Below are 14,470 nucleotides of genomic sequence, written 5' to 3'. Positions count from 1 at the left end.
ATGTTTGGAGATCTTTTTGGTAAGCTGCAGGAAGCGCAGGAAAAAATGAAAGACAGTAAGCTCCGTCTTGCCGGGATTACTGTAGACGGAGAGGCCGGAGATGGCGCCGTGAAGGTAACCGTTAGCGGTAACCGCGAAGTAAAAAGCATAGACATTGCAGAACGTTTGCTGGAAAAAGACAACAAAGAAGAACTGGAAGATTTGGTGATCACAGCACTGAACCGTGCCCTGAAAAATGCTGAGAATGCCTGGGAAAATGAAATGAAAGGAGTTGCCGGTGGTATGATGGGCGGATTAGGTGGACTGTTCTAGGACTGCGGTATAATACGTTATTTTTATCATAGACATAACGCCAACCTAGCTCAGCTGGCAGAGCAACAGTTTCGTAAATTGTAGGTCGAGGGTTCGAGCCCCTTGGTTGGCTCAGTATGAAGCATTTATAACCAGGTTATGAATGCTTTTTTTATGTGGCTACCTCAGGGATTATCACATTATGATAATTGGTGTTATCTTTAACTTATGCGATATCTATTTCTCTTTATTGCCGGTACCTGTTTGTTTGCGTGTACCCCCTCTTCAAAGAAAACAGCTACTGTTGATGCCATTCATTTAAGCGCTGGTAATCTGTATGATAAGGATACTGTATTGTTGATAGCACATAGCGCTGCTGAAAAAAACGGTGCTTCAGATAAGTTATTCCTTGAAGGGATAGACAAATACAGGAACAAGAAAAACCCTGATGGTGGGATTGAATCATTTAAGCAATCCATTTTGCTGAAGCCACAAGCCAAAGCTTATTACGAACTGGGTAACGCCTTGTTTGATAAGCAGGAACTGAGAGAGGCTATTAAGGCATATGGTATAGCGGAACTGCTGGATTATAAACCATTACATAAGGTGCTGTACAATATGGCTTGCGCGTATTCCCGTTTGGGTGATAATGAATGGGCTAAATATTACCTGGTATCTGCGATAGAATTCGGGTATAGTAATGTGAAAAATATCTTTGCGGATAAGGACCTCGAAGCATTGAGAAAAGATAATGAGTTTGAATTTCGCAGTGTGGTTACAACTGCCCTGAGCGGTGCAACTGACCCCGAAAAGTTACAGTGGAACCTTTTCTGGCATGAGTTTAAACCATTGAGTTTCCCTGTTTCCCTGGATATGCAATATGCAGATAAATTGGGGGATGATTATATTTCATATGATTACGAACGCTTTGTTCCTGAAATGAGGAACGCACAATTTTCCCGTGAAGTTGGAAGTGAATATTATCACGTAGGACTTGTTAAAAACAGCGACAGTGTAAAAACACTGATCTATGCAGTGAAAGATGTAATAATGGAAGGATCGGCACCAGCACAATATTATATTGTAAGTTTTGATAAGCTGGGTAAACTGATTGATAAACTGTTGATTGGCGGGCAGAAACAACTGGACGAACCTTTTAAAGTAGCGACCATACAGCAGAACGGAACTATCCAGATAGGATTGTTCAAACAGGTATACGAGAAGAGCCCGGATACGGCAGGATATGAGGATAATAAGTTACTCGAATCAAAAGAGATTGATAAGGAGACTTATTCTATTACCGCTGACGGGCATTTTGTTAAGCAGCAGATTTTGCTGGGAATGAACGGTTGATTTTTTCGAAGCCCCATTTTATGATGGCTTCAGCAATCAGCAGGTTTAATGTCCAGCTCAGCCAGGAGATAAGAATATACCTGTTAACAGGATGCAGGGGGATATGGAAGGTGCCGATCAGGAATGCGTAGAACCGGAGGGTGAGAGCGGATAGTGTAAGGGCATAACTGCGTATAAGCATGGCCGCATGTTTTTGCCAGTTACGTTGGAGGGTATAACGCCATCCCATATAGGTAAACACCATCCAGAGGGTTGCCAGTATTACAAAACTGATACGGGCCGGTAATCCGCCATTGGCATAAAAGCCCATTATCAGGCCACTGGGGCCGCTGAATAATAAGACGATCAGAACATATATTTTCCCGGATGTGCGATGCACGCCGGGATATTTTTTTAAGAGATACCAGTTAAACTGCAAAAGACCTGTGAGGAGTACAAGAATACTGACAAATACATGTGTGTAAAAGCTCACTCTCCACAGCCGGAGATGGTAGACCAGCTGTTTGGTCATGAGGAAATCCACATGTGGTTTGAAGGAAGTATAAGGCAGGCTTAATAACAGCATCAGCCAGGAGGCGTACAGTATTAAACCTGCCAGTATATAAAGTAAGATCCGTTTAATCACCGGTTAATATTAGCGCTTGTGAGATCGAAGATCCGCATTGTTGTATTTGCTGACAGGTGTTTTATTAAAAAGGAGTGGTGAACTCGTATCCTTCTCCTGTAACAATCGTGATAGACGAGCCATCTAACATGATCGCAAAAACACTTTTATCCTTATCCCATTGTGCTGTTTTATGCCAGGTTACCAACAATGTGGTATCTTTCTTCTCCCAGGTTCCTCTTACGGTATTCATCTGCTCTGCAAATGTAGAATCGTTGATTTTGTCATAGTAGTTGAATATGCAGTTGCCATCTTCCTGGAAAGTGATATCAGAATGATCTCCATTCAGTACATCATGATATAAGCCGTCAGCCCCATTGTCAGGCATCTCTATGCGGGCGAGAGTAAAATTTTTTTCTTTGAGGCTGGAAGGGACATTTAACGGTTTCCATTCTCCTTTTGCGGAAGTGAAGGCGCTGTCAAATACCAGTTTAAATATACCATCAAAGGGATGATCTCCTGGTTCATTGATCACCAGTTCCCAGCCATTAGCGGTTTGCTGCATGGTACCACTCAGGTTGCGACGTAATCCTTTGTGGACATTATAACCGGCTACGTGTTTGCCACTGGCGAAATTAATGGTCAGGTAAATAGGGTCCCCCGCGAAATCACCTTTATAAAGACCTTTCGCGCTTGCTTTTTCTGCGTCGGGGAAAACGGTCATATTGTATGTGGTATGTTCGTGGGTAGATGATTTACATCTGCTAAACAATGTGATAAATAAAAATGCGCCGATAATGTATTTCACAGGATAAAATTTTCACAAAATAATAAAATATTCCCATTAGAGATATAGCCTGATAATAGAAAAGGCGAAGGATATCCTTCGCCTTTTCTATTATATGAATATGAGATTACTTAGTATTCAATGCCTGCCATAACAGGTCTTTCAGTTCGGATAACCCTTGTTGGGTTACAGAAGAAATGAACACATGCGGTATATCCGTTGGCAGTTCTTCCGCGATAGCTGTTTTCAGTTCATCATCCAGCATATCACTTTTACTGATCGCGAGTATGAATTTCTTATCCAGCAGTTCGGAATTGTATTGCTCCAGCTCGTTTAACAGGATATCAAAATCTTTGCGGTGATCCTGACTATCTGCCGGGATCAGGAACAATAACACAGGGTTACGTTCTATATGGCGAAGGAAACGATGTCCCAGACCTTTACCTTCGTGTGCACCCTCTATAATTCCTGGTAAATCCGCGATACAGAAGGAGCGGTCGTTGCGGTAAGCTACCATACCCAGGTTAGGGGTAAGGGTCGTGAACGCGTAATCTGCAATTTTAGGTTTAGCTGCTGTGATGGTAGATAAGAGGGTAGATTTACCTGCATTGGGGAAGCCTACCAGTCCTACATCGGCCAGCATTTTTAGTTCCAGGGCTTTCCAGCCTTCTTTACCCGGCATACCAGGCTGAGAATATTCAGGTGCCTGATTGGTTGCAGATTTGAAGTAGGCATTACCACGGCCGCCTTGTCCGCCGGGAACCCATATCACTTCCTGGCCATCATGCAGGATCTCCACTTCCATTTCGCCGGTTTCCTCATCAAAGGCCTGGGTACCCAGGGGGACTTCGATGATCACATCTGCGCCGTTGTGGCCGGTACTGTTATTATCACGTCCGTTTGCGCCGTCTTCTGCCACTACGTTCTTATACCAGCGAAGGTGCAGCAGTGTCCACAACTGCGAGTTACCTTTTAAAATGATATGTCCGCCACGGCCACCGTCACCACCATCCGGACCAGCCTCGGGGTTGTATTTGGTGCGCATAAAGTGCGCACTTCCAGCCCCACCTTTGCCTGACTTGGCAGATATTCTTATATAATCAACGAAATTACCTCTTTCCAATGTTTATAATTTTTGCGTGCTTTTCAACGCTTCGTATAAAACGTAAAAACGCAAAGATCGTTAAGTTCAGGCATTTTACTAAGTAAAATACATACTTACAATCTTTGCGTTTAAAATATATGCGGTTGCCTGTTATACTTTTTCTTCTATCAGGCTATCGATTTCTTTGCTTAAACGGTCAAATATTTCGGATACTTCACCTTCTCCCCTGATCTTTTTAAACTTGCCATATTTGGCATAATGATCAGCAACAGGAGCCGTTTTGTTATGATATTCCACAATACGTGCACGGATCACATCCTCATTGGCATCATCGCTGCGGCCGGAAGTTGCGCCTCTGTTCAGTAAACGGGCAATCAACTGATCTTCCGGTACTTCCAGTGCCAGTACATTGGATATAGATGTTTTTTTCAATGATAACAGCTTATCAAGCGCTTCTGCCTGGGCAGTTGTACGTGGGAAACCATCAAAAATAAACCCTCTTGCTTCCGGGTTGGCATCCAGCTTGGAACTGATCATGCCGATCACTACTTCATCCGGAACCAGTAAGCCCTGATCTATTACTTTCTTGGCTTCCATGCCCAAAGGTGTTTTATCCGCTATTTCACTACGTAGTAAATCTCCCGTGGCCAGGTGGATAAGTCCGTATTTTTCAATAAGATTAGCACTTTGTGTACCCTTACCGCTACCGGGAGGGCCAAATAAAATGATATTGACCATGTGTTTATAAAATCTTTAGCAAGAGTACAAATATAATAAACAATTGAATGTATAGGTAACTAAAATTGATATTGCTTGAATAATGTAAAATATTTAAGAAATTTAATAGATATCATTCAATGATATGCTGTAAATAATGGATTATTTTTAAGGGGGCTTAAAAAATTTTATAGATACAGATATGGAAAGAACGTTATGAACTTTACTGTAAAAGTAGTTGTTTACACTGCCGGACCACGTCAATCGGGAAATTATGAAATATGTAAAAAAACAATTAATTCGTAAGTTTAGCCAATGATTATGAAGCAATTACTGATTTTAGGGCTCTCCGGGTTATTCCTGGCGGGCAGTGTTCCGGGAGTATCAACCAGGATAAATCCAAGTAATCCGGACAAGAAAGGACCTGATAAACCACTTCAAGAAAGCAAAACCCGGGTAGTCAAAAGAGAAAACCCGGAAGACCACTGGGTAGACAGTGTCTTTGCTTCACTGAATTCCGAAGAACGTATTGCACAACTGATTATGATCAGGGCACATTCTAACCTGGGGCCGGATCATGTTAAGAAAATAGTTGATGATATTCGGGAAAATAAGGTGGGGGGATTGATCTTTTTCCAGGGAGGACCTGTAAGACAGGCACTACTCACCAATTACTACCAGTCTGTTTCCCAGACACCGCTGATGATAGCCATTGATGGAGAATGGGGGCTGGGTATGCGGCTGGATAGTGTTATCAGCCTGCCCCGCAACCTGATGATAGGCGCAGTAAAGGATAGCACCCTGGCCTATGATGCCGGTAAGATCCTGGGGCAACAATGCCGCCGGATGGGCATCCATATGGACTATGCCCCTGATATGGATGTGAATAACAACCCCAATAACCCGGTTATTAATGACCGCTCTTTCGGGCAGGATAAATACCAGGTGGCCAGAATGGGGGTACAGACCATCAAAGGAATGCAGGACCAGGGCGTATGGGCCTGTGCCAAACACTTCCCGGGTCATGGAGATACTGATGTGGACTCCCATCTGGATATGCCTACTATTCGTAAAACAAGGGCGCAACTGGATTCTCTGGAACTGTATCCTTTCAGACAGGCCATCGCTGCCGGCGTAGGATCCATCATGATCGCACACCTGTATGTTCCGGCTATAGACAGTACCCCTAATACACCTACCTCTATCTCTTATAATACTATTACCAAACTGCTAAAGCAGGAGCTGGGTTATAAAGGCATCGTTATTACCGATGCACTGGAAATGAAAGGGATCGCCAAGTTTTATACAGGCGGAGAAGAATCTGCAAAGTCACTGCTGGCAGGTAATGATATGCTGATGTTACCCTCTACGGCAGAAGGGAGTGTGGACGCTATCAAACGTGCTATCAGAAAAGACCTGATTACCTGGGATGAGGTGAACCTGCGTGTGAAAAAGGTATTGCATGCTAAATATCAGATGGGGCTAAACAAGCCACAGGTAATAGATACCACTAATCTTACCAATGATCTGAATGCAGCTACAGACTCTTTAACCAAAAGAATCTCTGAAAAAGCGCTGACTTTATTAAAGAACGATAATCACCTGATACCCTTTAATGAACATACACCGGGTAAAGTAGCGGTAATAGCTGTAGGTGCAGATGTGAATAACGCGTTCTTACAAACGATCAAAGCATTACGCCCGGATGCGGCTACCTACATTTTTACTGCCCGTCAACCGGAGAACCAGGTAGGACAGGTAGTGGAACGGCTGAAAAGGGATTACCAGGCGGTGATTATTGGTTTACATAATTATAGCCGCCGTCCGGCCAACAACTTTAACATCAGCACAGCTGAAAGATTGCTGATCCAGCAATTGCAGCAGGAGATGCCAACCGCGACGGTAGTATTCGGGAACCCTTACGCTATCCAGTATTTCTGCGATGCGCCTACGATTGTGGCAGCCTACGAAGATGATGATAATACACAACGGGAAGCTGCCAGGCTGTTATTCGGACAGCTTCCGCCAATGGGGACATTACCGGTAACCGTATGCCCTAACTTCCCTTATGGGACGGGCATTGTGGCTCCGCCGCCAGCGCCGCCGGTACAACTGGAATTACAGCATGTGAAACCGGAAGCAGTAGGTATGAACAGCCAGGTATTACAACATATAGATGTATTGGCGAATGAAATGATCAGGAAGGGGGCGGCTCCTGGTTGCCAGATCCTGGCAATGAAAAATGGTAAGATCGTATATGACAAAAACTTTGGCGCATACGATTATGGCAAGCGGGAAGCGGTTACTTCCCAATCTATATATGACCTGGCCTCTGTAACAAAGGTTTGTGCTACAACAATGTCCATAATGCATTTGTATGATGAGGGCAAACTGAACCTGGATGCCACGCTGGGAGATTATCTGCCCTGGGTGAAGGGTAGTAATAAAGCCGGACTGCGTATACGGGATGTATTATTACACCAGGCCGGACTGGTACCTTTCATCGCCTTTTATAAGGAAACACTGATCGGTGGCGTAGTACCAGACACTGCACTTTATCACAGTTATGCAGATTCCCTGTATTCTGTAAGGGTAGCAGAACACCTGTACCTGAAAAGCAGTTATACGGATACGCTGTTCAAACGGATATTGGAAAGCCCGCTGAAACCACAGCAGGGATATGTATATAGTGACAATGACTTTATCTTCCTGGGAGAGGTGGTAGAACAGATCACCGGTAAGAAACTGAATCATTATGTACGTGAAACATTCTATGAGCCTCTGGGTATGTCCACCACCGGCTTTAAGCCAAGGGAGCGTTTCTCTTTAGCACAGCTGGCCCCAACAGAAAATGAACGTATTTTCCGTATGCAGTGGATACGCGGAGATGTACATGATCCGGGAGCCGCTATGTTTGGAGGTGTTGCGGGGCATGCCGGATTATTCTCCAATGCGGAAGATCTGGCCATCCTGATGCAGATGTTGCTGAACGGAGGATCTTATAATGGAAAGCAATATATCAAACCGGAAACGTTGCAGTTATTCACCGGGTATAACAGCAATGTAAGCCGCCGCGGACTGGGCTTCGATAAACCGGAAAAGGATAACGGCAAACACGGAGATCCTTATCCCTGTAAGAGCGCTTCGCCGCTTACTTATGGTCATACCGGGTTTACAGGCACCTGTATCTGGGTAGATCCTCAATCGAATCTGGTATTCATTTTCCTGAGCAACAGGGTATGTCCTGCCGGTGGGGATAACAAGAAATTAGGCAGTATGCATGTGCGGGAGAATATGATGGAAACGTTGTATGAAGCGATAGAGAAAGGTAAATAAGGCTTAAATAGTCAATAGCGCCAGGTGAAATATGCTGTAAAAGCCATTCACCTGGCGCTATTTTTTTAGTATTAATATCTTACTGTACGGATACTGTTCGGTTAATACTTGTTTCTGTTCTTATGTCTATTGATTTTTCTGCCAGTTTAGTTTTCCCTTTCCTGATCTCGAAAGTATAGTTACCGTCTTCCAGTCCCTGCAGGTTGAACTTAGCCTTGTAAACAAGGGTAGCCGGAAGGGACTCCTGGTGGAGTACTACATTGTTTGCATCTTTTATGCTGAGGATCACCTTTTCTGATCCGGGATTTTCAACTGTTATGCGGAAAACGAGGTCTTCCTGATCTAATTTGGCAATTTCCAGTTTGAAAGATGCTGCTGCAACAGGCGTTTCATCCTTAATGAAAGAGGCTTTTTCGTTGTAAGCATATGTGTTTTCCTGGGCGTTAACGGATGAGAGGCTCAGCAGGATAGCTACCAATACCAGTATGTGTTTCATACAAAGTTTTTTTGTGTGATTATGTTTTGATGTTTAGGGCCGTATTAGCTAATACAATGGTTCCTTATTTCGCCGCAAAGATCTATGCCTAAGGTTAACTGAATATTACCGACATGTTAAGAAAGGATTAATTGACATTCCCTACCTTTGCTGGCGTTTATGGGAACTTCAACATTACAAAAGCAACGACTGATAGCAATCTGGCTCTATGTAGGAGTGGGAATGATCATTATCCAGGTATTACTTGGGGGAATTACCAGGCTGACCGGTTCAGGATTGTCTATTACAGAATGGGACCCGCTGATGGGGGCGCTGCCTCCAATGAGTGAAGAAGCCTGGCAAAAGGCTTTTGACGGTTATAAAGAGATCGCACAGTTCAAGTTTCTGAACAATCATTTTACGCTCTCTGATTTTAAGGGGATTTTCCTCTGGGAATGGTTGCACCGCGAGTGGGCAAGGGCATTGAGTGTAGTGTTCTCTGTACCGTTCGTTTACTTCCTGATGAGGAAGATGATTGACCGTACCATGGTGAAACCTATGATCATACTGTTTCTGCTGGGTGGATTACAGGGTGTTATTGGCTGGTACATGGTGAAGAGCGGACTAAACATTGAAAACCTGTATGTAGATCATATTAAGCTGGCAATCCATTTTATTGCAGCCCTTATCCTCGCTTGTTATACACTTTGGTTTGCACTTAAATTAAGTACACCCGGAACTGAAATATTATCCCGGCCGCGTCTGGCCCGTTTGAACATATGGATATTGGGGCTGCTTACATTACAACTGATATATGGCGCTTTTATGGCCGGACTGCATGCTGCGCTGGCTGCCAATACCTGGCCGGATATCAATGGAATGTGGGTACCAGGCAATATGTTCTCGCATAACAGTTTCCTGTGGAACATCACCCAAAATCAGATCACCATACAATTCATTCACCGCGGACTGGCCTATATTATTGCCATCCTGGTAACCATCTGGTGGTGGAAAGCTGCTGAAACACCTGAACATAGTCTTTTACACAGGGTCCGTTACTTACCCTTGATGCTGGTATTATTACAGGTAATGTTAGGGGTGCTGACATTGCTGGGCAGTCAGGTGAAAATTCCGATGTTGCTCGCAATTTTACATCAGTTTACTGGTATGATGCTGCTACTGTCGCTCTTATGGACTTTATTTCTCAGTCGTGCCCGCGTAAGATAATTAGTTCCGGCCAGTCGCATATTACAATTTTTCGTAAGTTTAGTTGTAATTGCGTTACGGATGAAAGTGAAACTTCTGCTGGTAAAGATCTATTATTCCTTCCCGATACAACTGTTATTGCTGCATTTTCGCAAGTACCAGGTATTGCTTATTTTCTGGGCGATACTTTTTAGTACAGTGAACGGCAACTTTGCTAAGGTATTTGGAGGTGATGCGCTCTTTCTGGCGCCGGAATACCTGGGTAAAGTAAATTTCTACAGCACTACTATTCTGGGGTTGTCTACAGGGCTGTTTGCCATGAGCTGGAATATCACCACCTTCATCCTGCATACCGGTCGTTTCAAATTCCTGGCTACTACGACTCAGCCGTTCTTCAAATATTGTCTCAATAACTCTATTTTCCCGCTTGCTTTCATGGGGAACCTGATATACCGGGGTTGGGAGTACCAGCGTTATCAGCAGCTAAGTACAGTGCCGGAAATATTATTACTGGCGGAAGGGTTTATCTGCGGATACCTGTTCGTCATCGTCTTCTCTTTTTTCTATTTCTTTAATGCAGATAAGAACATCGGTCGCCGGCTGGGTAAGAAATTCGGGAATACCCGCAATTTCGTGCGTACCGTCCTTAAGCCCACACAGGAGAAAGATGAGAACGCCCTGACGGTGCATAATTACTTTAATTCCCCCTGGAAAATGCGCCGGGCAAGGAATGTGGAGCATTACAACAAGCATTACCTCGATAGTATCCTGAAACAACATCACTTTGCCGCCATGATTACAGTAGGCTGCGCATTGTTGTTCCTCGTTTTCCTGGCTTATATGATGGACCATTCCTTTTTCCGTATTCCGGCAGGGGCGAATGTGATGATCTTTTTTGCGTTCCTGATAGGAGTGGCAGGCGCTTACGCTTACCTGTTGCAAAGCTGGGCAATACCAATGGTGCTGGTAATGTTGTTAGGACTTAACTGGATGGTGAAGCATAACCTTGTAGATAATCGCAATAAAGGCTACGGGCTTAATTACCAGGAAAAGAGTGGCAGGCCTTCCTATAGCGTAACGTCTCTGCAACAGTTTTTCACCTTAGAACGCGCTGCTAAAGACAAACTGGAGACGCTGAAGATCCTTGAAAACTGGAAGGCCCGTTTCCCGGCAGGGAAAAAGCCTAAGCTGATCGTTGTTAACTGCAGCGGTGGAGGGTTACGTGCCGCCACCTGGAGCATGAACGTATTGCAGCGTCTGGATACGCTGATGCATGGCGACCTGATGAATCATACTTTTCTGATGACGGGCGCTTCCGGGGGAATGATAGGGGCTTCTTATTTCAGGGCGCTTTACCTTGAAAAACAACAGGGGAAACAGATCAACTTACATGATAGCATTTATACAGAGCGAACGGCAAGGGATTTGCTGAACCCTGTATTTACCTCTCTTGCAGTAAATGATTTTATCACGCCTTTCAGGAGTTTTAAGATAGGGGATAACCGGTACGCAAAAGACCGGGGATATGCATTTGAAATGCAGTTGAATACCAATACGGATAATGTGCTGGCCAAAACACTGGGCTACTACATGGAACCGGAGCAGAAAGCAATCATTCCGATGCTGATATGGACGGCTACTATTAATGCAGACGGGCGCAGGCTGATTATCTCTCCCCAGCCGGTGAGTTACTTGTGTGCGCCGGAGTATAGTCCCGCCAAGCCAGGGTTCCAGGATGTGGACGGCGTGGATTTCGGGGAATATTTTGCCGGTCAGGGGGCCATGAATATGCGGGTGACCAGCGCTATCCGTATGTGCGCTACCTTCCCTTATGTATTACCCAATGTTTTCCTGCCCAGCGATCCTATTGTGGACGTAATGGATGCGGGAATCCGTGATAACTTTGGACAGGAGACCTCTATGCGTTTCCTGCATACATTCCGGGATTGGATTAATGAGAATACCAGTGGTGTCGTGTATATACAGATCAGGGATACAAGGAAAAATGATATCGGGGGGATAAAACAGACCATGCAGCTGAGTGATATGATGTTTGACCCTTTATTCACCATGCAGCAGCATTGGAGTGCTATGCAGGATTTTGTACAGGATAATGAATTGACCTACCTGCAGGGGTATTTCCCCGGGAAGTTAAACCGGATCATTTTCCAGTATGTACCGCAGAAGGAAGATAGGTCGGCAGCATTGAGCCTGCACCTTACGTCCAGGGAAAAGATAGATATTGCAGGAGCGCTGGATAATCCCGCGAATCAGCAATTATTTGATAGTGTGATGCATTTGATAAAACAATAAGGATAGTACCTTACCGGCTTCAAAACAGGAACAAAGCAGGAACAAAACAGGTTTATCCTCCGTTTATCCTCCGTTTTTTAACGGAGGATAAACGGAGGATAAACCTGTTTTGTTCCTGTTCAAGACTATATCAGTAACTCAGGTCATGATTTATGGAGATTAATATAGTACCGGTCAAAGCAGACGCTACCGATAAATTATATAATCCATTACTAATCAGCAGATTGAATGATAAACTTCCGCGTTAACACATTGATCACAATTATTTAAGATCTTATCCCCCTTTTTTCCACATTTTGTTGTAACTTTGCGCCTTCTTTTGGCCTGACGTTTCGTCGTCAGCCAGAATCATTTTAACAAGATTTATGAATATCCGTAACATAGCAATTATTGCGCACGTAGACCACGGTAAGACTACCCTGGTTGATAAGATCCTCCATCACACTAACGTTTTCCGTGATAACCAGGAAACAGGTGAGCTGATAATGGACAGTAATGACCTGGAAAGAGAACGTGGTATCACCATCTTCAGTAAAAACGCTTCTGTTCAATACAAAGGTGTGAAGATCAATGTGATAGACACCCCTGGTCACGCCGACTTCGGCGGTGAGGTTGAAAGGGTGTTGAAAATGGCAGACGGCGTAATATTGCTGGTGGATGCCTTTGAAGGCCCAATGCCTCAGACCCGTTTCGTTCTGCAGAAAGCATTAGCACTGAACCTGAAACCAATTGTTGTTATCAACAAAGTGGATAAGGCAAACTGCCGTCCTGACGAAGTACACGATTCAGTATTTGAATTATTCTTCAACCTGGATGCTACAGAAGAACAGCTTAATTTCCCAACCTATTATGGTTCAGGTAAGAATGGCTGGTTCAACGATTCATTAACACAAAGCGAAGATATTACCCCACTGATCGATGGTATCCTGAAATATGTTCCGGAACCTAAGATCGCTGAAGGTACCCTGCAATTGCAGATCACATCACTGGATTACTCTACATTCCTTGGCCGTATCGCTGTAGGAAGAATAGCACGTGGTTCTATCAAGGAAAACCAGCCTGTTTCTCTTATGAAGGCAGATGGTACTATCAAGAAGACCCGTGTACGTGAACTGTATGTATTCGAAGCGCTGGGTAAAAAGAAAGTAACAGAAGTTTTAGCAGGAGATATTTGTGCAGTAGTAGGTATTGAAGATTTCGGTATTGGTGATACCATTGCTGATTTCGACGAACCGGAAGCATTGCCGATCATTCCGGTGGATGAGCCAACGATGAACATGCTGTTCAGCATTAACAACTCACCTTTCTTTGCAAAGGATGGTAAGTTCGTTACATCCCGTCACCTGCGTGACCGCCTGATGAAGGAAACTGAAAAGAACCTGGCGCTGCGTGTGCTGGATACAGACAGTGCAGATAGCTTCATGGTATATGGTCGTGGTATCCTGCACTTAGGTGTATTGATCGAAACTATGCGTCGTGAAGGATATGAGTTGACTGTAGGTCAGCCTCAGGTAATCCTGAAAGAAGTAGATGGTAAGAAATGTGAGCCTTATGAAACACTGGTGGTAGATGTACCTCAGGAGTTTGCAAGTAAGGTGATCGACCTGGTTACCCGTCGTAAAGGTGAAATGCTGATCATGGAAACCAAAGGTGACATGCAGCATCTGGAATTCGAAATTCCTTCGCGTGGTCTGATCGGTTTACGTACACAGATGCTGACCGGTACTGCCGGTGAAGCAGTAATGGCGCACCGTTTCAATGACTACAAACCATGGAAAGGACCAATTCCCGGCCGTAACAACGGTGTGTTAATCGCTAAAGAAAACGGTACTACTACCGGTTACTCTATTGATAAACTGCAGGACAGAGGTTTCTTCTTCGTAGATCCGGGAGAAGAAGTTTATAAAGGCATGATCATCGGTGAAAACAATAAACCTGGTGACCTGGTAGTGAATCCTAATGAAGGAAAGAAACTGACCAACATGCGTGCAAGTGGTACTGATGGTGCTACCAGCATTGCTCCTAAGACCCTGATGACACTGGAAGAATGTATGGAGTACATCCAGCATGATGAGTGTATCGAGGTTACGCCAAACAACATCCGTATGCGTAAAACCATCCTGGACGAAGAAGAACGTAAAAGACAACAAAAAGTAATGAAGGCTGATAGCGTAGGCTAATCAATCCTTCCTTAAGATATAACCGTCCCGGCGTAAGCCGGGACGGTTTTTTTGTTTTATCTCCTGCGTATATTGAATGCGTATCCAATGCCTACATTTGTTA

At 44.3% G+C, this 14,470-nt stretch carries 11 protein-coding genes and 1 tRNA gene; 7 read left to right on the top strand and 5 right to left on the bottom strand.

The genetic code is table 11. The annotated features are described in order from the left end of the window. From GO495_RS27060 to GO495_RS27050, 3 genes are all read left to right on the top strand, one after another. Positions 1-312: a YbaB/EbfC family nucleoid-associated protein gene (locus tag GO495_RS27060; RefSeq protein ID WP_157303068.1), complete on the top strand. Its 312-nt coding sequence runs from the start codon at positions 1-3 to the stop codon at positions 310-312. 39 nt (positions 313-351) lie between these two features. Then, positions 352-424, top strand: a tRNA-Thr gene (locus tag GO495_RS27055). A gap of 95 nt (positions 425-519) precedes the next feature. Further along, positions 520-1,644, top strand: coding sequence for a tetratricopeptide repeat protein (locus GO495_RS27050; RefSeq protein WP_157303067.1), 1,125 nt, complete (start codon positions 520-522; stop codon positions 1,642-1,644). Here the strand turns inward: GO495_RS27050 and GO495_RS27045 are convergent. The 4 genes from GO495_RS27045 to GO495_RS27030 form a co-directional block, all read right to left on the bottom strand. Further along, entirely contained in the window at positions 1,610-2,269 is a 660-nt protein-coding gene (locus GO495_RS27045) for a DUF2306 domain-containing protein (RefSeq protein ID WP_338075474.1), read from the bottom strand. The genes GO495_RS27050 and GO495_RS27045 overlap by 35 nt on opposite strands. Before the next feature lie 64 nt (positions 2,270-2,333). Then, positions 2,334-3,056 carry a hypothetical protein gene (locus tag GO495_RS27040; RefSeq protein ID WP_157303066.1) on the bottom strand — a complete coding sequence of 241 codons (723 nt, stop codon included), beginning with the start codon at positions 3,054-3,056 and terminating at the stop codon, positions 2,334-2,336. A 106-nt stretch (positions 3,057-3,162) separates the two neighbouring features. Continuing rightward, on the bottom strand, positions 3,163-4,158 hold the full coding sequence (gene obgE / locus GO495_RS27035; protein ID WP_157303065.1) for a GTPase ObgE: 996 nt from the start codon (positions 4,156-4,158) through the stop codon (positions 3,163-3,165). A 132-nt stretch (positions 4,159-4,290) separates the two neighbouring features. Next, the gene (locus tag GO495_RS27030) at positions 4,291-4,878 is read right to left on the bottom strand and encodes an adenylate kinase (protein WP_157303064.1); all 588 of its coding nucleotides are present in this window, start codon (positions 4,876-4,878) and stop codon (positions 4,291-4,293) included. A gap of 300 nt (positions 4,879-5,178) precedes the next feature. Between GO495_RS27030 and GO495_RS27025 the strand changes: the two genes are divergently transcribed. Further along, positions 5,179-8,193, top strand: coding sequence for a serine hydrolase domain-containing protein (locus GO495_RS27025; RefSeq protein WP_240915343.1), 3,015 nt, complete (start codon positions 5,179-5,181; stop codon positions 8,191-8,193). Positions 8,194-8,272: 79 nt separating this feature from the next. Here GO495_RS27025 and GO495_RS27020 read toward each other — a convergent pair whose 3' ends face one another. Further along, on the bottom strand, positions 8,273-8,689 hold the full coding sequence (locus GO495_RS27020) for a hypothetical protein (RefSeq protein ID WP_157303062.1): 417 nt from the start codon (positions 8,687-8,689) through the stop codon (positions 8,273-8,275). A 159-nt stretch (positions 8,690-8,848) separates the two neighbouring features. Between GO495_RS27020 and GO495_RS27015 the strand changes: the two genes are divergently transcribed. The 3 genes from GO495_RS27015 (at position 8,849) to typA (ending at position 14,367) form a co-directional block, all read left to right on the top strand. After that, positions 8,849-9,895 carry a COX15/CtaA family protein gene (locus GO495_RS27015; RefSeq protein WP_157303061.1) on the top strand — a complete coding sequence of 349 codons (1,047 nt, stop codon included), beginning with the start codon at positions 8,849-8,851 and terminating at the stop codon, positions 9,893-9,895. Positions 9,896-9,955: 60 nt separating this feature from the next. Next, a complete protein-coding gene (locus tag GO495_RS27010; RefSeq protein ID WP_157303060.1) occupies positions 9,956-12,187 on the top strand; it encodes a hypothetical protein in 2,232 nt (743 codons plus the stop codon). Between the two features lie 365 nt (positions 12,188-12,552). Further along, a complete protein-coding gene (gene typA, locus GO495_RS27005; RefSeq protein WP_157303059.1) occupies positions 12,553-14,367 on the top strand; it encodes a translational GTPase TypA in 1,815 nt (604 codons plus the stop codon). The last annotated feature ends 103 nt before the right edge of the window (positions 14,368-14,470 follow it).

This window comes from Chitinophaga oryziterrae (assembly GCF_009758125.1).
Lineage (GTDB): Bacteria > Bacteroidota > Bacteroidia > Chitinophagales > Chitinophagaceae > Chitinophaga > Chitinophaga oryziterrae.
The sequence above is the reverse complement of the archived record's forward strand: the minus strand, read 5'-3'. Positions and strand labels throughout refer to the sequence as shown.

Excerpts from the sequence above, each read along its gene's own strand:
- GO495_RS27060 (WP_157303068.1), top strand. The coding sequence starts at position 1 with ATGTTTGGAGATCTTTTTGGTAAGCTGCAGGAAGCGCAGGAAAAAATG.
- GO495_RS27050 (WP_157303067.1), top strand. The coding sequence starts at position 520 with ATGCGATATCTATTTCTCTTTATTGCCGGTACCTGTTTGTTTGCGTGT.
- GO495_RS27030 (WP_157303064.1), bottom strand. The coding sequence starts at position 4,878 with ATGGTCAATATCATTTTATTTGGCCCTCCCGGTAGCGGTAAGGGTACA.
- GO495_RS27025 (WP_240915343.1), top strand. The coding sequence starts at position 5,179 with ATGAAGCAATTACTGATTTTAGGGCTCTCCGGGTTATTCCTGGCGGGC.
- GO495_RS27020 (WP_157303062.1), bottom strand. The coding sequence starts at position 8,689 with ATGAAACACATACTGGTATTGGTAGCTATCCTGCTGAGCCTCTCATCC.
- GO495_RS27015 (WP_157303061.1), top strand. The coding sequence starts at position 8,849 with ATGGGAACTTCAACATTACAAAAGCAACGACTGATAGCAATCTGGCTC.
- GO495_RS27010 (WP_157303060.1), top strand. The coding sequence starts at position 9,956 with ATGAAAGTGAAACTTCTGCTGGTAAAGATCTATTATTCCTTCCCGATA.
- typA (WP_157303059.1), top strand. The coding sequence starts at position 12,553 with ATGAATATCCGTAACATAGCAATTATTGCGCACGTAGACCACGGTAAG.